We start from the raw sequence: 17227 nt of genomic DNA, 5'->3' as shown, positions 1-17227 counted from the left end.
GGACGGGCGTCAGAGACCGGTGAGGCGGCGGGCCTGCTCGTGCAGCGCGTCCCGGCGGGCGCGCTCGCGCTGCGCCCGAGCCGTGTCCCGGTCGCGCCGCTCCGCCAGGACGGCCGCCAGCAGCCGCTCAGGCGGCGTCCCCGCGGGAGGTGGCGGTGCCACCAGCGCCGCCACCTCGGCGGCCAGCGCGCCGAGCACCCGCTCGCGCGACGACGGGTGCAGGGTGTCCGCCCTCGCCAGCGCCGTGCGCGCCGCCACCGCGAGCCGGCCCGGCAGCATGCCGACGTCGGCGCTGCGCGCCCAGGCCGCGAGCTCCGGCGCCTGCGGCAGCGGCTGCGGCCGCAGGCGCGCCACCCGGTCGCGCACCACCACGGTCCCCGCCAGCTGGTCGCCCACGCGCTTGCCGCGGCGGGAGGCCAGCGACGCGATCGCGGCCACCGAGCCGCCCGTGATCCACAGCTCCCCGACGGCGGCGAGCGCCCGCACCAGCGCCTGGCGGGCGCGGACGGGACCGCCGTCGTCGCGCACCACCCGCAGTCCCGCGGCGGCCTTGCCGGGGGAGCGGCCGCGCGAGAGCGTCTCCCACGTCACGGGCAGCACCACGAGCACGAGCACCGACAGCCCCAGGCCCGTGGCGGCGAGCGTGGCCTCGTCGGCCCCGTCGGTGGCCACCGCGAACACCACGAACCCGCCGACGAGCAGGCCCAGCTGGACGACGACGTCCAGCGCCAGGGCCAGCACGCGCGAGAGCAGGCCGGCGGGGCGGACCTCCAGCTCCACGGCCTCGCCCGTGACGAGGGCAGGGGGGAGGACCAGCGCGTCGTCGTCGCGGTCTGCCACTCGCCCTCCTCCGCCGGGGTGTGACCGGCAGTCTGACGGGTCGCCGGCACGGCACACTGGGCGGGTGGACGCCGAGGCCTTCGCGGCCGTGCACTCCGACGAGTGGGACGAGCTCGAGCAGCTGCTCCGGCGCCGGCAGCTGACCGGCGCCCAGGCGGACCGGCTCGTGCTGCTCTACCAGCGCGCCGCCACGCACCTGTCGCAGGTGCGGTCCTCAGGCGGTGACCCGGCCGTGGCCGCCCACCTGTCGCGGCTGGTGGCCCGCGCCCGGACGCGGATCGCGGGGGCCCGCGAGCCCGCCTGGCGGGACCTGGCGCGCTTCGTCACCACCTCCTTCCCCGCGGCGCTGTGGCGGGTGCGCTGGTGGACGGCGGGAGCGGCGGCCTTCACCCTCGCCGTGGCCACGGCCACGGCGCTGTGGGTGGTCAGGGACCCCGCCGTCCTCGCCGCGCTGGGCACCCCCGAGGAGCTGCGCCGCTACGTCGAGTCCGACTTCGCCGGCTACTACTCCGCGGACCCGGCCGCCGCGTTCTCGGCCCGGGTGTGGACCAACAACGCGTGGATCGCCGCCCAGTGCGTCATCTTCGGGATCAGCGGGTTCTGGGTGCCCTGGGCGCTGCTGCAGAACGGTCTCAACGTCGGCGTGGCCGCCGGGCTGATGATCAGCTACGGCAAGGGCCCGCTGTTCTTCGGCCTCATCCTCCCGCACGGCCTCCTGGAGCTGACCAGCGTCTTCGTGGCCGCGGGGGCCGGCCTGAAGCTGTTCTGGGCCCTGGTCGACCCGGGCCCGCGGCCGCGCAGCCGCGCGCTCGCCGAGGAGGGCCGCGCCCTGGTCACCGTCGCCCTGGGGCTCGTGGCGGTGCTCGGCCTGTCCGGGCTCGTGGAGGGCTTCGTGACCCCCAGCGGACTGCCCACCTGGGCGCGCATCAGCATCGGCGCCCTGGCGCTGGCGGCGTTCCTCACCTACGCGGGGGTGCTCGGCCGCCGCGCGGCCCGCCGCGGCGAGACCGGTGACGTGCGCGAGGAGCAGCGCGAGGCCGTCGAGCCCGTCGCCGGCTGAGCCGGGGGACCGAGGAGCCCGGGGAGCCGGGGGAGACGGAGGGGACGTGCCCCGCGGTCAGGTCTGCCGAGGACGGGGCGGGAAGGGCTCGTCGAGCGGTTCGAGCACCGCGAAGCAGCGGTCCAGGTGGTCGGCCAGCGAGCCGCCGTCCAGCGCCCAGTGCTCCGAGGCGGTCAGCACCGCCCCCATCACCGCGGCCGCCAGCACCTCGGCGCGCTGGGTGCCGGGACCGGTCGGCGCACCACCGACGAGCTCCGCCAGCCGCTGCTGGCCCGCCCGTCCGACGAGGAGCCACCTGGCCGTCAGCGGCGGGTGCTGGAGGCACACGGCGATGGTCCGGCGCAGGTCCAGCGCCGGTGCCTCGACCGCGTCGAGCGTCTCCTGCGCGGCGTCGCGGACCGCCCGCAGCAGCGTCGTGCCGCTCCGTCGCTCCACGGCGCCGGCCAGGTCCTCGGCCGCGGTCTCCAGGTGGCAGGTGGCCGCGTCCTCCTTGGTGGCGCAGAACCGGTGGAAGGTGCTCGTCGAGACCCCCGCCGCCGCGACGATCTGGTCCACCGCCACCGCCTCGACGCCGTGCTCCTCGAACAGCTCCACGGCCGCGCGCTGGATGTCCAGCCGAACGGCCCGCCGTCGCCGTTCCATGAGATCCATGCCCACCTCCGGCGGAGGATCTTGCCAGGATGTCGATCTTCCGCTGCGCGGGGGTCCCGGCGCGTGCCCGGTGGTCCGCGCCACGGCCTCAGAGGCGACCGGCGGCCTTCAGCGACAGGTAGGCGTCCGCGAGCCGGGGTGGCAGGTGCTCCGGGTCGGCCTCCACCACCACGGCGCCTGTGCGCCGCACCAGGGCGGTCATGGCCGCCCGCTCCAGCCGGGTGCGCTCGGCGGCCGCCGCCGTGTACGCGTCGGCGGCGTCAGGCGCCCCACGGGCACGGCGTCCTCCGGGGCCGTCCCCGCGCTGGGCGGCCAGGACGTCCAGCGCCGGGTCCGCCACGGACGCCACCACCACGGTGTGGAGCGCGGTGAGGCTGGCCAGCACGGGCAGCAGGCCCGCCTCGGCCGCCGGCTCCAGGGGTGTCAGCAGGACCAGCAGGCCCCGGTGCGGCATGCGGCGGCGCACCTGGGCCACCAGCGCCGGCCAGTCAGCCTCCACCAGCGCCGGCTCCAGCGGGGCCATCGCCTGGACGAGGGCGGGCATCAGCGCGGGCGGTCGCTGCGCCACCACGGCGGCGCGCACGGAGCGGTCGGCGGCCAGCAGGTCCACCCGGTCACCGGCGGTCGCCGCGACGGCGGCCAGCAGCAGCGACGCGTCCATGGCGGCGTCCAGCCGGGGCGCGTCGCCGATGCGCGCGGCGGACGTGCGGGAGGTGTCCAGCACCACCAGCACCCGCCGGTCGCGCTCCGGGCGCCAGGTCCGCACCACCGGCGTGCCCCGACGCGCGGTGGCGCGCCAGTCCAGGGAGCGGGCGTCGTCCCCCTCCACCCACTCGCGGAGGCTGTCGAACTCGGTGCCCTGACCGCGCACCTGCACGCTGGCGGACCCGTCCAGCTGCCGCAGCCGCTCCAGCGCCGCCGGCAGGTGCCGGCGGGAGGTGAAGGGCGGCAGCACGCGCACCCGTCCGGGCGCGGGCAGCGTCCGCTGCCGCGCCGCCAGACCCAGCGGGCCCACCGACCGCACCACCACGGCCGACGCCTCGCGGTCACCGCGCCGCCACGGCTCCAGGTCGGTGACCAGGCGGCGGCGCTCCCCGGGGGGCAGGTCGAGGCGGTGTCGACCGGCCCGGGGGACGACGACGCCCGCGGACGGCGGCCACGCGTCGCGCAGCGCCCCGCGCACCCGGCGGCCGCCGGAGTTCTCCACCACCAGCGGCACGGCGGTGCGCTCGCCCAGGCGCACGGCCCCGGGCTCCTCGCGCCGCACCGACAGCGACCGCGGCGAGCCCGCCAGCACGAGGTCGAGCACCACCAGGACGACGACCACGAGCGCCCACCCGAGCACGCCCGACCAGCGCAGCCAGCCGGCGGCCCCGTCCCCGCCGCCGTCCCCGGCCCCGGTGCCCAGCAGCGCCGGCACCAGCGCCGCGGGCAGCGCGCCGAGCACCACCAGCAGAGCCCACCGGCCCGTCAGCACCACGGCGCGACCACCGGGCCGGAGGACCGGCTGGTCACCGGGCTGCTCACCGGGCTGGTCACCGGGCTGGTCACCGGGGGACCGGCACGCCGGCCAGCACGCTCTCCAGCACCGCGTCGACGCTGGCGCCGTCCAGCTCCGCCTCCGGACGCAGCTGCACTCGGTGGCGCAGCACGGGCAGGCTGAACGCCTTGACGTCGTCCGGCACCACGTAGTCTCGACCGGTCAGCCACGCCCACGCACGGGCCGCGGCCAGCAGCGCGGTCGCGCCGCGCGGCGAGGCGCCCAGGCGCAGCGACGGCGCCGAGCGGGTGGCGCGGGCCACGTCCACCACGTACTCGACCACCTCGCGCGCCACGTGCACCCGGGCGACAGCAGCGCGCGCGGCCGCCAGGTCCTCCGGCCCGGCGACGGCGCGCACGCCCGCTGCGGCCAGGTCGCGCGGGTCGAAGCCCGCCGCGTGGCGCGCCAGCACCTCCACCTCGGTGTCGCGCGGCGGCAGCGGCACCACCAGCTTGAGCAGGAACCTGTCCAGCTGCGCCTCCGGCAGCGGGTAGGTGCCCTCCTGCTCCACGGGGTTCTGCGTGGCGGCCACGAGGAACGGCTCGGGCAGGCGGTGCGCCGTGCCGTCCACCGTGACCTGGCGCTCCTCCATGGCCTCCAGCAGCGACGCCTGCGTCTTGGGAGGGGTGCGGTTGACCTCGTCCGCGAGCAGCAGCTGGGTGAAGACCGGACCGGGGCGGAACGCGAACTCGCCGGCGCGGGCGTCGAAGACCAGGGAGCCGGTGACGTCGCCGGGCATGAGGTCGGGGGTGAACTGCACCCGCTTGCTGCTCATCGACAGCGACGCCGACAGCGCCCGCACCAGCAGCGTCTTCGCGGTGCCGGGCACGCCCTCCAGCAGCACGTGGCCACCGCACAGCAGGGCGACGACGACGCCGGTCACCACGCCCTCCTGCCCCACCACGGCCTTGCCCACCTCCGCGCGCACGGCGGCCAGCGCCGCGCGGGCGCGCTGGTCCGCCGCGGACGCGCCACCCGAGGGCTGGGCGGGCAGCGGCGGGGGGAGCTCCGCAGCGGCCTCGGGGGCGGCTTCCGCAGCGGCCTGCGGAGCCGGCTCGGCCGGGCGGTCGGCCGGGCGGTCGGCCGGGCGGTCGGTCGGGCGGTCGGTCGGGGGGTCGGCGGGGGAGTCGGTCACGGGAGGTCCTCCGGGGTCGTCGACGGCTCGGGCGCCTGCGCGGTCGCCGGTCTGGGGGGTGGGGCGGGTCTGACGGGGGCGAGGTCGGCCTCCAGGGCGTCGACGTCGCGCAGGAGCTCCGCCAGCTGGGCGTCGTCCGCCGGCGGCGGGCCCGTGAGCAGGCGCTCGACGGCCTGAGCGGTCCACCGGTCGGCCGCGGCGCTCGCGCCGGTGGTGCGCACCGCGTGGGCCGTGCCCGCGGCCAGCGCGCTCACGGCGGTGCCCGGCGGCACGCCGAGGCGCTGCTGCAGCCGCCAGCGCAGGGCGGCCCGCAGCGCGCCGCCGGCGCCGCCGGGGTCGCGCGAGGCGCGGTAGAGGGCCGCCCGCCCGCGGGCGGTCTCCACCGACCGGACCACCACCGGCAGCGGCTCCACCACCAGCGCCCCGAAGCGGCGCGCCCGCCACACCACCGCGGCCACCGCGGCGAGCACCAGCTGCACGGCCAGCGGCAGCACCCAGCCCGGCACGAGCTGCGCCAGGGACGGCGCCGTGTCGGGGGCGGCGTCCAGGGGGGAGGCCACCAGCCACACCACGCGCGGCTGGGAGCCGGCGGCCCGCAGCCCGAGCGCGGCGTCGCCAGCTTCGGCGAGCAGCTCGTTGGAGACCAGAGCCGGCTGGGTGAGCACCTGCACCCGCGCTCCCCCCGGCGCGGTGCCGGTGCCGTACAGCCCGTCGAAGCACGTCCGCGCCATCGAGCCGCCCGAGCCGCCCGAGCCGCCCGAGCCGGTGGTGAGCAGCTGCTCGCGGGCGTCGTGCGCGGCGGCGGCCGCGGTGTCGGCCGGGCTGGCAACGGTGCCGGCGGCCGACGCGTCGCCGTCGTCGCAGCGGGCCGGCACCGGGTCGTCGCTGGGCGGGCCGTCCTGGGCGGCCACGGGCGCGGAGACCGCCGCCGTCGACGGGTCCGTCCGCGGACCCGTCCCGGGGGCCGTCCCGCGGGTCGTCTCGGTGGTCTGGGACCGCTGCACGTCACCGGCCAGGCGCAGGCCCGTCCCGGTGGCCTCCAGGGCCGCGCTCGACGCGCCCAGCAGCAGCACCGCGCGCGAGCGTCCCAGCAGGCCGGTCAGGAGCGCGGGGTCGAGCAGGTCCGGGTCGGTCACCACCAGGGTGGCCCCGCGGCCGCTGTCGGTCTCGAGGGCGCGGGAGGCGGCCGCGGCGGTGCCCACGCGCTGCACCGGCACTCCGCCCTGCGCGAGCAGCGCGGCCAGGGCCCGTCCGCCACCGGGCGCGGGGTTGTCGGGGTCGAGGTCGCGTCCGCTGGAGCGGGAGCCCAGGGCGGCGGCGAGCACCGGCACCCCGACCAGCAGGACGACGAGGAGGGCCACCAGCAGCCGCCTGCGGCCAGCGCCCGCGGCACGGGTGGTGCCGGTCGTGGTGGTGGGGGTGGTCGCGCCGGTGGACCCGGGCGCGGAGGTCGTCGTCGTCACCGGGCCCTCCCCGCCAGGTCCGGTTGCCCCGGGTCTGGCTGCGCCGGGTCCGGCCGCGTGGAGCGCGCCGGCCGGGTCGCCGCAGCCGAGCTGTCCACGCCCGCCACCGCCTCGGCGTCCGCCTGGGAGGCCCGTCGGCCGCCGTACAGGACGCCGTCGAAGAGGTCCGCGACCGCGCGGAGCCGGCCGGCGAGCTCGGGAAGGGCCCGCCCCGCCTCCCGCGCGGCCTCGGAGGCGGTGAGGCCGGGGGCCGCGCCCACGAGGTCGCGCTCCTGCAGACCGCGCACCAGCGCCCGGAAGCCGACCACCACGGCGTCGTCCCACCGCTCCTCGCGGGCCGCCCGCGCCGCCTCGGCCCGCAGCGCCGCGGCGTCCACGGGGCCGGTGAGCCCCGCCTCGGCGGTCGAGGACGCCCGGCGCGCCGCGGCGCCGGTGCGGCGCACGAGCAGGGCCACCACCACCACCACGGCCAGGACCAGCAGCACGACCACCAGCACCTGCAGCACACCCCCGCCGGAGGGGCCCTGCAGGCGGGAGAGGGCCTCGAGCACCGCGTCCCAGGCGCGCTGCAGCAGACCGGGCTCGGCGTCGCGGTAGACCCGCCGGGCCAGCTCGCGCTCGGCGGCGCGGCGCGCGTCGTCAGCGCTCGGCGCCAGCGGGGCACCGGCCAGCACCGACGTGAGCAGCGTCACCGGGGGATCACTGCGCCGCGGAGCGGGCGAGCTCGACGTCCAGGCCCTCCTGGCGCATGCGCTGGTCGACGTAGAGCAGCGCGGTCACCGCCGACTGCAGCGGGTAGACCACGGTGGACACCAGCGCCGTGCCGATGCCGGTGATGCCGAGGGTCACGGGCAGGTACAGCGGGCTGTCGACGCCGACCACCGTCCCCACGACGGTCGCGATGATGGAGAAGGGCGCGGTCACCACGCCCGAGACCACGAGGATGCACACGGTCGTGAGCAGCCACACGCCCAGCAGGCGCCAGAACCCGCGGCGCGACAGCCCCCAGGCCCGCTTGACCGCACCGCCGACGCCCTGGCCCTCGAGGATCAGCGCCGCCGGCGCGAGGAGCAGCCTCGCGGTGAGCCAGAAGGACGCGACGAGCCCCAGCAGCAGACCCACCAGCAGCAGCACCACCCCGCCGGCCACGGAGCCGCCGCTGCCACCGACGGCCCCGCCGACCGTCAGCAGGAACCCCGGCAGGAGGAGGACCAGCAGGGCGGCCCCGGGGATGAGGGAGATGACCACCGACACGCCCACGAGCGCCCACAGGCGCTCGCGCACCCGGCGCCACAGCTCCGCCCCCGGGGTGCGCCGCCCCAGCACGGCCGTGCTCACGGACACGGTCACCACGCCCGTCAGCACCGCCGTCGCCACGAGCGTCAGCACCGCTGAGACCAGGTAGCCGCCCACGAGCCCCGGGGCATCGCCCCCCAGCGTGCTCAGCACCTGCTCGGGAGAGGCCGACGGGTCCTGCTCGAAGGAGAGCAGCCGCCCCTGCAGGGCGGCGTTCACGGCCAGCGACGCCGCCGTGATGACCACGACGACGACGGCGGAGAAGCCCAGCAGCGGCTTCGGGTTGGTGCGCACGGCGCGGAAGGCGCCGTCCCACAGCTCGCCCAGGGTCAGCGGCCGCAGCGGGACGATGCCCGGCCGCGGCGCGGGCGCCGCCCACGAGCCGCCCGGCACCGCGGCCGGCTGGCCCCAGCCGCCCGCCGGCGGCCCCTGACCCGCAGGGGTCCCCGGGCCCGGGGCCGGGTGCCGCTCGGGACGGTCCGGGTCCCCGGCGCCGGGCGCGGTCCAGCTCGGCGGCTCGCTCATGCCACCCATCGTGGCACCCCGCGGCGGCCGACCGGGTGCGGCGCTCACCCGAGCGCGGCGGCGCTGCCGGCGCGGTCAGGCAGACTGTGGGGGTGAAGGGACGCGTCCTCGTCGTGGATGACGACACCGCGCTCGCCGAGATGATCGGCATCGTGCTCGGCGCCGAAGGGCTGGAGGTCTCCTTCTGCGCCACGGGCAGCGGCGCCGTCACGGCGTTCCGCGAGTCCCGCCCCGACCTCGTCCTGCTCGACCTCATGCTGCCCGGCATCGACGGCATCGAGGTCTGCCGCCGCATCCGCGCCGAGTCCGGCGTCCCCATCGTCATGCTCACGGCGCGCACCGACAGCCTCGACGTGGTCGCCGGCCTGGAGTCCGGCGCTGACGACTACGTGCCCAAGCCGTTCAAGCCCAAGGAGCTCGTGGCCCGGGTCCGCGCCCGGCTGCGCCGCAACGACGCCCCCGAGCAGGAGGTGCTGCGGATCGGGCCGGTGACCATCGACGTCGCCGGGCACGCCGTGCACCGCGGCGACGACCCCGTCAACCTCACCCCCCTGGAGTTCGACCTGCTGCTGGCGCTCGCGCGCCGCCCGTGGCAGGTCTTCAGCCGCGAGGTGCTCCTCGAGCAGGTGTGGGGGTACCGCCACGCCGCCGACACCCGCCTGGTCAACGTCCACGTCCAGCGGCTGCGCTCCAAGGTCGAGACCGACCCCGAGCACCCCGAGGTGGTGCTCACGGTGCGCGGCGTCGGCTACAAGGCCGGCCCGCCCTGACCGGCGCGCCCCTGGAGCAGGGCGACCTGGCGGTCCTCCACCGCGGCGGCGGAGCGCGCGGCCGGTGGCGCCGGCGCTGGCAGGCGCTCCTCGCGGGACCCGGCCCGCGGCGGCGCTGGCGCCGCTCCCTGCAGCTGCGCGTGGTCGCCACCACCACCCTGCTCACCCTGCTCGCGGTGGCGCTCGCGGGCGCCTACCTCGCCGGGCGCATCAGCGACCAGCTCTTCGACAGCCGCCGCGACCAGGCCCTCAGCCAGGCGCTGAACGGCGCGCGGAACGCCCAGACGCGCTTCGACCAGTTCACCGCCCAGGACACCTACGAGGTGCAGCAGCAGACGCAGACGCTGCTGGGCCAGCTGCAGGGCGTCGGCGTGGGCCTGGACCGCACGGTGCTGCTCCTGCAGCCGCCGGGAGCCCAGCCGCAGACGTCCATCGGCAGCGCGCTCTTCAGCGCCTCCAGCGGTCCGCTGGCCGTCCCCGACACGCTGCGCGCCGCGGTGCGCCAGGGCGGCACCACCCAGCAGTACCAGTCCATCAGCGTCGACGTGGACGGCCGGGAGCGCCCGTGGCTGGCCGTCGGGTCGATGGTCAAGGTGCCCATCGCGGGCAGCTACGAGCTGTACTTCCTCTTCGACCTCTCGCGCGAGCAGGCCACCCTGGACGCCGTGCAGCGCACGCTGCTCGTCGGGGCCTTCGTGCTGGTGCTGCTGGTCGGGGTGGTCACCGCCGTCGTCGTCCACCAGGTGGTGCAGCCCGTGCGCGCCGCGGCGGCGGTCGCCTCGCGGATGGGCGACGGGCACCTGGGCGACCGGATGGAGGTCAGGGGCGAGGACGACCTCGCCCGCCTCGCGGCGTCGTTCAACACGATGGCGTCGAGCCTGCAGCGCCAGATCACCGAGCTGGAGCAGCTGGGCACGCTGCAGCAGCGCTTCGTCTCCGACGTGTCCCACGAGCTGCGCACCCCGCTGACCACCATCCGCATGGCCGGGGAGGTCATCCACGACGCCCGCGAGGACTTCCCGCCCGCCGTGGCCCGCTCGGCGGAGCTGCTCTACACGCAGGTGGACCGGTTCGAGGAGCTCCTGGCGGACCTGCTGGAGATCAGCCGGTACGACGCCGGGGCCGCCGCGCTCGACCTGGAGCGGGTGGACGTGGGGGTGCTGGCCCGCCGGGCCGCCGAGGGAGCGCTGCCGCTGGCCGAGCGGACCGGCACCGAGCTGCGCGTCACCGTGCACCCCCGCGCCGTCGACGAGGTCACCGGCGTCGAGGCGGCCCCCGGGGAGGGTGGCTGCTCCGCCGAGGTGGACCGCCGCCGCGTGGAGCGCGTGCTGCGCAACCTCGTGGTCAACGCCGTCGAGCACGGCGAGGGGCGGCCCGTGGAGGTGGACGTCGCCGCGGACGACGTGGCCGTGGCGGTGCGGGTGCGCGACCACGGCGTCGGGCTGACCCCCGCCGACGCCGCCCGCGTCTTCGACAGGTTCTGGCGCGCCGACCCGGCCCGGGCCCGCACGACGGGCGGCACGGGGCTCGGCCTGGCGATCTCGCGCGAGGACGCCCTGCTGCACCGCGGGCGCCTGGAGGTGGTCGGGCGGCCCGGGGAGGGCGCCACGTTCCTCCTGACGCTGCCGCGGACCCGGGACGCGCAGCTGGGCGCCGGGTCACCGCTGCCGCTGCGCCCGATGCTGCAGATCACGGCGGCGCCGCGTGCCTGACGGCGGCGGCCCGGTCCGTCCCGGCCGGACCGGTCTGCCGGGGCGCCGCGCGGTCCTCCTGGCCCTGACCGGTCTGCTGGGGACGGCCGCGGCGGGCTGCGCCCGCATCCCCGTGACCGGTCCCGTCCGCCAGGGCCGGGTGGTCCGGGCGGACCCCGACCCCGGCTACCGCGTCGAGCCCGTGGGGCCGGTGCCGGGCGCCACGCCGGAGGGGGTGGTGCGGGGCTTCCTCCTGGCCGGGGTGGGCGTGGAGGAGGAGTTCCAGGCGGCCCGCGAGTTCCTCAGCTCCTCGCGGCGCGCCAGCTGGAGGCCCACCGCGCTCACCGTGGTGCTGCCCGTGGGCGCCCTCGTGGTGCAGCAGGGCGCGACCAGCGCCGACGGGACCGTGGTGGTCTCCGTGGCGGCGCCCGAGCTGGCGCAGGTGGACCCGACCGGCGTCTACCGGCCCTCGCCGGTGGGGCAGCGGCGCGAGTTCTCCGTGACGCTGCTGCGCGAGGACGGGCAGTGGCGCATCGACGACGCCCCCGACCTGCTCCTGCTCGACGAGGCCCGGTTCCAGCAGACGTTCACCCAGCGCCCGGTGATGTTCGTGGCGCGCCCCGACGGCGACGTCCTCGTCCCCGACCCCCGCTGGCTGCTGGACCGCCCGGCCACGGCCACCACCCTGGTGGAGCAGGTGCTGGCGGGACCGCCGTCACAGCTCGCGGCGGCCACCAGCAGCGGGGCTCCCACGGGCACGGACCTCCCGGCGAACAGCGTCACCGTCACCGACGGGGTCGCGACGGTGGACCTGCCGGCCGGTCTGCAGCGGCAGCGGGCGGCGCAGACCCGCCAGCTGCAGCAGCAGGTGAGCGCCACCCTCCAGTCCTCCGAGCTGGGGATCACCCAGGTGGTGACCAGCCTGGACGGTGGTGAGCTCTCACCGGTCTCCACCCTGCCCCTGCCGGTCCCGCCCGACTCCGACGCGCCCTACCTGCTCTCCCAGGACCGCGTGTGCCGGCTGGTCGGCTCCCAGGTCGTCCCCGTCGAGGGGCTCCCCGCCGTGCCGGGGGCGGCCTCGCCCGCGGTGCGCGACGACGCCGTCGTCGTGCTGGTCGCGGGGCGCAGCGCGCTGCAGCGGCTCAGCGCCGCCGCGCTCGACGGCGCCGCCGAGGCGATGCCGCCCGCCGTCCCCCTGGGCGCGGACCTCACACCCCCCTCGATCGACCCCGGAGGGTGGACCTGGACGACGCCCGCCGCCTGCACCGGCGCGGTGCTCGCGGTCGGGGAGGACGGCGCGGTGGCCCAGGTGGCGGCCGCCTGGCTGGCCGGCCGGCGCGTGCTGGGCGTGCGGATCGCCGAGGACGGCGCGCGGGCGCTGGTCACCTCCACGGGAGCGGCCGGGCAGCCCGACGCGGTCCGCGTGGACGTGGCCGGGGTCCAGCGCAGCTCCAGCGGCGCCCCGCAGCAGCTGACCGCCGCGCAGGACCCGCCCACCCCCTGGCTCGCCTCGGTGGCCGCGGCGGTGTGGGTGGGCTCCACCACCGTGGCGGTGCTCGGGACCGTCGTGCCGGGCAGCGCCCAGGCGGACTCCGCGCGCCTGGCGGGCGGGGGCGCCGCATCCCTGGACGCGCCCGGCGTGTGGCTGGTCGACGGCGGACGCGTCACCTACCTCGGCGGACCGCCCGGCACGGCCGGCGCCGTGACGCTCGCCGGCGGCTCGGGGCGGCAGTCCCTCGTGGTCGGCGCCGCGGACGGCCAGGTCTGGCCGCGCGAGGGCTCGCGGTGGCTGCCGCTGCAGCTGCCGGCCGCCTTCGACCCCGTCTACCCGGGCTGACCCCGCTCCCGCCCCGCTCGACCCCCTGGCCCGGCCGCAGCAGCTGTCCACAGCTGTCCACAGCGCCGTCCACAGCTGTCCGCAGCCCCCCGCCCAGGGGCGCCGCCGTCCACAAGCACCTCCGACGGACACCGGCGCACGCCGCCCCCGGGCCAGGGTGGCTGCCGTGGCACCCAGCACGAGGCCGGTCCCGCATCGCCCCCGGCGGCCGCCGGGCCCGCTGCGAGCGCTCGCAGCGGTGGTCTGGCCCGCCGTGTGCGCCGGCTGCGGGGCCGCCGACGAGCCGCTGTGCCGGCCCTGCGCCGCGGCGGTGCGCGGCGGCGGGCTGCCCGCGGCGCTGGCCGGCACCACGGTGCGCGGAGCCCCGCCGACCTGGGCCGCCGCGGCCTACGAGGGTGCGGTGCGCCGGGTGGTGGTGGCCTGGAAGGACCGTGACCGGGCCGACCTGGACCGCTGGCTGGTCCCGGCGCTCACGGGCTCGGTGCTCGCGGCCCTGGAGCAGACCGAGCGCCTGGCCGCTCCGCCCGCTCCTGCCGGAGCGACCAGGGCGTCCCCCGGCGGGCGCGGGCACGCGGGTGCGCCGGTCCTGATCGTACCGGTGCCGTCAGGGGGCCGGGCGGTGCGGCGGCGCGGACGCGACGTGGTCGCGGGCCTCGCGGTCTCGACGGCGCGCGAGCTCCGCCGTCGCGGCGTGCCGGTGGTGGTGGCGCCCGTGCTGCGCCCGTCGCGCCGGCTGCGCGACCAGGCGGGCCTGGACGCCTCCGGGCGCGCGGGCAACCTCGCGCGCGCCCTCGTGGTGGACGGCCCGGCCGCCTGGGCGGTCCCGGTGCGCGGGGCGCCGCCCGGCGCGGGGGCGGTCGGGCCCGTCGTCGTCGTCGACGACGTGGTCACCACCGGGGCCACCCTGGCCGAGGCGGCGCGGGCGCTCCGGGCGGCGGGCGCCCCGGTGGTGGCGGCGGCGGTGCTGGCGGCCGCCCAGCGGCGTGGCGACGGCGAGCCGGGTGACGGATGACGTCCGGGACTGGTCACAGCCGGAGGGGCCCACTAGCGTCGGTCCATGGCAGCCCCCTCGCCGTCCGCCCCGTGGTGGAGCCGAGCGCTGGGCGCCCCCCGCCGCCGTCGCGAGGGGGTGGTCGCCGTCGTCCTGAGCGCCGTGCAGAGCGTCTGATGCTCGTGCCTTCCGCGCGGCGCGCACTCCCGGTCCCGGCTGTCCGGCGCGGCTCACCCCTGGAGCCGGCGCGGAGCCCCGGACCGCCATCCGTCCCCCTGCAGCATCGGAGGAGAGACATCGTGGAGATCGTGGTCACCGCTCGGCACACCGAGGTGCCCGGACGGTTCCGCCGTCACCTGGACGAGAAGCTCGCGAAGGTCGAGCAGCTCGCGCCCAAGGTGCAGCGCATCGAGGTCGCCGTCAGCCACGAGGCCAACAAGAGGCAGTCGGAGCGCTGCGAGCGCATCGAGCTGACCCTTCGCGGTCCTGGGCCGGTCGTGCGCGCCGAGGCGTGCGCTGGAGACGCCTACGCGGCCCTCGACATGGCCACCACGAAGCTCATGGAGCGGCTGCGACGGGCGAGCGACCGCAAGAAGGTCCACAAGAACGGGCACGCCGGCCACCACGCGCGGGGGAGCGCGGAGCCGGTGGTGGAGCCCGCGGGTGCCGGCCCGGCACCCGCGGACGCCGTCGCCGAGGCCGACGCGGTGCCGCTCGCCCTGGACGACCACGTGCACCGCGGCCAGGCGCCGCAGGTCCAGGACGGCGAGTGGGTGCTGGGGGAGTCACCCGTCGTCATCCGCGACAAGGTGCACCCGGCCACGCCGATGAGCCTCGAGGCGGCCCTGGAGCAGATGGAGCTCGTCGGGCACGACTTCTACCTCTTCGTCGACGCCGAGAGCGGACGGCCCAGCGTCGTCTACCGACGCCGCGGCTGGAGCTACGGCGTGCTCAGGCTCGCCGGGGAGGGCGAGACCGCTGACGACGGCACCGCCTCCGAGCCGGCGCAGGACGCCGCCGCGGAGCGCCGCGAGCCGGTGGCCGCGGGGGCCGGCGCCAGCTGAGGCCGTCGGGGCGGGCGCCGGTCCCTCGGACCCAGCAGGCGCCCGCCCCGGTGCCTCGCCCGCGGCGCGACCGGGCCGGCGCGAGCCGCCCGGATCGCCCGGATCGGGCGGATTTCCACCGGTTCGGCACCGGATGTCGGCGAGTCGCCCGGGTCTGGAGGTTACGGCTGGCACGATGCTGGGGGCCGAGCGACGCGCGAGCACCGCGCGATCCGGGCCCGGGCGTCGGTCTTCCCGACGGCGGGGGCACCGGTGGCGGCAGGCGTGAGCGGGGGACGACGGGTGACGGGGTCTGGCAAGAGCGCCGAGGTCGCAGGCGGCGCGGCGGGTGACGCGATCGACGTGCGGTCCACCTACGTGCCCGGCGACACCATCCGCGTGCTCATGGCCGACGACCACGCGCTGTACCGCCGCGGCCTGGAGATGGTCCTCGACACCGAGGACGACATCGACATCGTCGGTGAGGCCGGGGACGGTCTCGAGGCGATCACCAAGGCCCGGGCGCTGCTGCCCGACATCGTGCTCATGGACCTGCGCATGCCGCGGCGCTCCGGCACCGAGGCCTGCTCGGCCATCAAGGCCGTCGCTCCCTCCACGAAGATCATCATGCTGACGATGAGCGACGAGGAGGCCGACCTCTTCGAGGCCGTCCGCGCCGGCGCCAACGGCTACCTGCTCAAGGACGTGCCCGGCGAGGACATCGCCGACGGGCTGCGCGCCGTGATGGGCGGTCAGTCCCTCATCAGCCCGTCCATGGCCGGGGCGCTGCTGTCGGAGTTCGCGGCGCTCTCGCGCGCCAGCGAGGCCCGCCCCTCGATGCCGGTGCCGCGGCTCACGGACCGCGAGGTGCAGGTGCTGGGGCTCGTCGCCCGCGGGATGGGCAACCGGGACATCGCCGCTGAGCTCTTCATCAGCGAGAACACCGTGAAGAACCACGTGCGCAACATCCTGGAGAAGCTGCAGCTGCACTCGCGCATGGAGGCGGTCATGTACGCCGTCAAGGAAGGCATGATCGAGTTCAGCTGACCCGGGGCCGCGGGGCCGCGGGGCCGGGGCACCCGGGCCGGCGGGCCGTCGGTGGTCGCTGGCAGTCTCGCCGGGGTGAGCGTGCGCGCGGCAGCAGGCCCCCTCCCGGTCCCCACCGAGCGCTGGACGGCGGCGCAGGCCCGCCGCACGGCCATCGCGGCCCAGGGCCTCGCGGCGGCCCGCCCCGAGGGGGCTCCCACCACGCGGCACCTCCAGCGGGTGGTCGACGCCGTGGGGCTGCTGCAGATCGACTCCATCCAGGTGCTCGCCCGCAGCCACACGCTCCCGCTGTTCAGCCGCCTCGGCCCGTACGACCCCGAGCTGCTGCGCCGGGCCGCCGAGAGCAGCCCCCGCCGCCTCGTCGAGTACTGGGCGCACGAGGCCAGCTACGTGCCGCCGTCCACCCACCGCCTGCTCCGGTGGCGGATGGCCCGCGCGGCCTCCGACGCGTGGGGCAGCGTGCGCAGCGTGGTCACCGAGCACCCCGGGGTCGTCGAGGCGGTGCGCGCCGAGGTCACCGCCGGTGGTGCCCAGACCGCCCGGGAGCTCGAGGCGGCCCTGGCCCACGACGCCCCGCGCGCCCGCGACCACTGGGGCTGGAACTGGAGCGCGGTCAAGCGCGCCTGCGAGCACCTCTTCTTCACCGGTGAGCTGACCGCCGCCGGGCGCACGGCGTCCTTCGAGCGCCGCTACGACCTCACCGAGCGGGTGCTTCCGCCCGAGGTGGCCGCCGCCCCGGACCCCGACGAGGCCGACGCGGTCCGGGGGCTGGTGGAGGTCTCGGCGCGGGCGCTCGGCGTGGCCGACGAGCCCGCACTGCGCGACTACTTCCGCCTCAAGCCCGAGCCGAGCCGCCGTGCCGTGGCCGAGCTGGTCGAGGCCGGCACCCTCGTGCCGGTCGAGGTGGCCGGCTGGGGGAGGCCCGCCTACCGGTGGGCGGACGCGCCCCGCCCGCGGCGCGCGGCCGCACGGGCGCTGCTCTCGCCGTTCGACTCCCTCGTGTTCTTCCGCCCGCGCACCGAGGAGCTGTTCGGAGTGCGGGTGCGCCTGGAGGTCTACACGCCCGCCGAGCAGCGCGTGCACGGCTACTACGTGCTGCCGTTCCTGCTGGGCGACGCGGTGGTGGGCCGGGTGGACCTCAAGGCCGACCGCGCCCGCGGCGTCCTCGTGGTGCTCGCGTCCCACCGCGAGGCGTGGGCACCGCCGGAGACCGCTTCCGAGCTCGCCGCGGAGCTGGCGTCGATGGCCGCGTGGCTCGGCCTGGGCGACGTCGAGGTCGCACCGCGCGGTGACCTCGCCGAGGACCTCCGCGCGGCGGTGCGGCGGCGCGTCCCGTGA

The 17227-nt window shown here is 77.8% G+C and carries 15 protein-coding genes; 8 read left to right on the top strand and 7 right to left on the bottom strand.

Features of this window, described 5'->3' with window-relative positions:
• Window positions 1-9 precede the first annotated feature (9 nt).
• Window positions 10-840 carry an RDD family protein gene (locus H7K62_RS14225; RefSeq protein WP_186719387.1) on the bottom strand — a complete coding sequence of 277 codons (831 nt, stop codon included), beginning with the start codon at window positions 838-840 and terminating at the stop codon, window positions 10-12.
• Window positions 841-904: 64 nt separating this feature from the next.
• Here H7K62_RS14225 and H7K62_RS14220 point away from each other — a divergent pair, with 64 nt between their 5' ends.
• The gene (locus H7K62_RS14220; RefSeq protein ID WP_186719385.1) at window positions 905-1900 is read left to right on the top strand and encodes a stage II sporulation protein M; all 996 of its coding nucleotides are present in this window, start codon (window positions 905-907) and stop codon (window positions 1898-1900) included.
• A 57-nt stretch (window positions 1901-1957) separates the two neighbouring features.
• Here the strand turns inward: H7K62_RS14220 and H7K62_RS14215 are convergent, their stop codons facing one another.
• The 6 genes from H7K62_RS14215 to H7K62_RS14190 form a co-directional block, all read right to left on the bottom strand.
• Window positions 1958-2494: a TetR/AcrR family transcriptional regulator gene (locus H7K62_RS14215; protein ID WP_186719383.1), complete on the bottom strand. Its 537-nt coding sequence runs from the start codon at window positions 2492-2494 to the stop codon at window positions 1958-1960.
• Between the two features lie 145 nt (window positions 2495-2639).
• Window positions 2640-4031, bottom strand: a complete 1392-nt coding sequence (locus H7K62_RS23300) for a DUF58 domain-containing protein (protein WP_186719381.1) — start codon at window positions 4029-4031, stop codon at window positions 2640-2642.
• Between the two features lie 67 nt (window positions 4032-4098).
• Window positions 4099-5085 carry an AAA family ATPase gene (locus H7K62_RS14205; RefSeq protein WP_222437645.1) on the bottom strand — a complete coding sequence of 329 codons (987 nt, stop codon included), beginning with the start codon at window positions 5083-5085 and terminating at the stop codon, window positions 4099-4101.
• Window positions 5086-5222: 137 nt separating this feature from the next.
• Window positions 5223-6689, bottom strand: coding sequence for a DUF4350 domain-containing protein (locus H7K62_RS14200; RefSeq protein ID WP_186719377.1), 1467 nt, complete (start codon window positions 6687-6689; stop codon window positions 5223-5225).
• Entirely contained in the window at window positions 6686-7381 is a 696-nt protein-coding gene (locus tag H7K62_RS14195) for a DUF4129 domain-containing protein (protein WP_186719375.1), read from the bottom strand. Before H7K62_RS14195 ends, H7K62_RS14200 begins: the two co-directional genes overlap by 4 nt.
• A gap of 7 nt (window positions 7382-7388) precedes the next feature.
• A complete protein-coding gene (locus H7K62_RS14190; protein WP_186719373.1) occupies window positions 7389-8510 on the bottom strand; it encodes a glycerophosphoryl diester phosphodiesterase membrane domain-containing protein in 1122 nt (373 codons plus the stop codon).
• A gap of 92 nt (window positions 8511-8602) precedes the next feature.
• On the opposite strand from H7K62_RS14190, the gene mtrA reads away from it, so the two are divergent.
• The 7 genes from mtrA to H7K62_RS14155 all read left to right on the top strand — a co-directional run bounded on the left by mtrA (window position 8603) and on the right by H7K62_RS14155 (window position 17227).
• Window positions 8603-9280 carry an MtrAB system response regulator MtrA gene (gene mtrA / locus H7K62_RS14185; protein WP_186719371.1) on the top strand — a complete coding sequence of 226 codons (678 nt, stop codon included), beginning with the start codon at window positions 8603-8605 and terminating at the stop codon, window positions 9278-9280.
• 140 nt (window positions 9281-9420) lie between these two features.
• On the top strand, window positions 9421-10992 hold the full coding sequence (mtrB, locus tag H7K62_RS14180) for an MtrAB system histidine kinase MtrB (protein WP_186719369.1): 1572 nt from the start codon (window positions 9421-9423) through the stop codon (window positions 10990-10992).
• Complete coding sequence (locus H7K62_RS14175; protein WP_186719367.1) at window positions 10985-12808, top strand: LpqB family beta-propeller domain-containing protein; 1824 nt, start codon at window positions 10985-10987, stop codon at window positions 12806-12808. Before mtrB ends, H7K62_RS14175 begins: the two co-directional genes overlap by 8 nt.
• Window positions 12809-12974: 166 nt before the next feature.
• Window positions 12975-13820, top strand: coding sequence for a phosphoribosyltransferase family protein (locus H7K62_RS24020; RefSeq protein ID WP_186719365.1), 846 nt, complete (start codon window positions 12975-12977; stop codon window positions 13818-13820).
• Between the two features lie 278 nt (window positions 13821-14098).
• On the top strand, window positions 14099-14863 hold the full coding sequence (gene hpf / locus H7K62_RS22635) for a ribosome hibernation-promoting factor, HPF/YfiA family (protein ID WP_186719363.1): 765 nt from the start codon (window positions 14099-14101) through the stop codon (window positions 14861-14863).
• A 282-nt stretch (window positions 14864-15145) separates the two neighbouring features.
• A complete protein-coding gene (locus H7K62_RS14160) occupies window positions 15146-15889 on the top strand; it encodes a response regulator (protein ID WP_370591781.1) in 744 nt (247 codons plus the stop codon).
• 81 nt (window positions 15890-15970) lie between these two features.
• The gene (locus H7K62_RS14155; RefSeq protein WP_370591789.1) at window positions 15971-17227 is read left to right on the top strand and encodes a winged helix-turn-helix domain-containing protein; all 1257 of its coding nucleotides are present in this window, start codon (window positions 15971-15973) and stop codon (window positions 17225-17227) included.

It is taken from the genome of Quadrisphaera sp. RL12-1S (genome assembly GCF_014270065.1).
Taxonomy (GTDB): Bacteria; Actinomycetota; Actinomycetes; order Actinomycetales; family Quadrisphaeraceae; genus Quadrisphaera.
The sequence above is the reverse complement of the archived record's forward strand: the minus strand, read 5'-3'. Positions and strand labels throughout refer to the sequence as shown.

Bases quoted from the DNA above. Each gene is read 5' to 3' on its own strand.
- H7K62_RS14190 (WP_186719373.1), bottom strand. From the start codon at position 8,510: ATGAGCGAGCCGCCGAGCTGGACCGCGCCCGGCGCCGGGGACCCGGAC.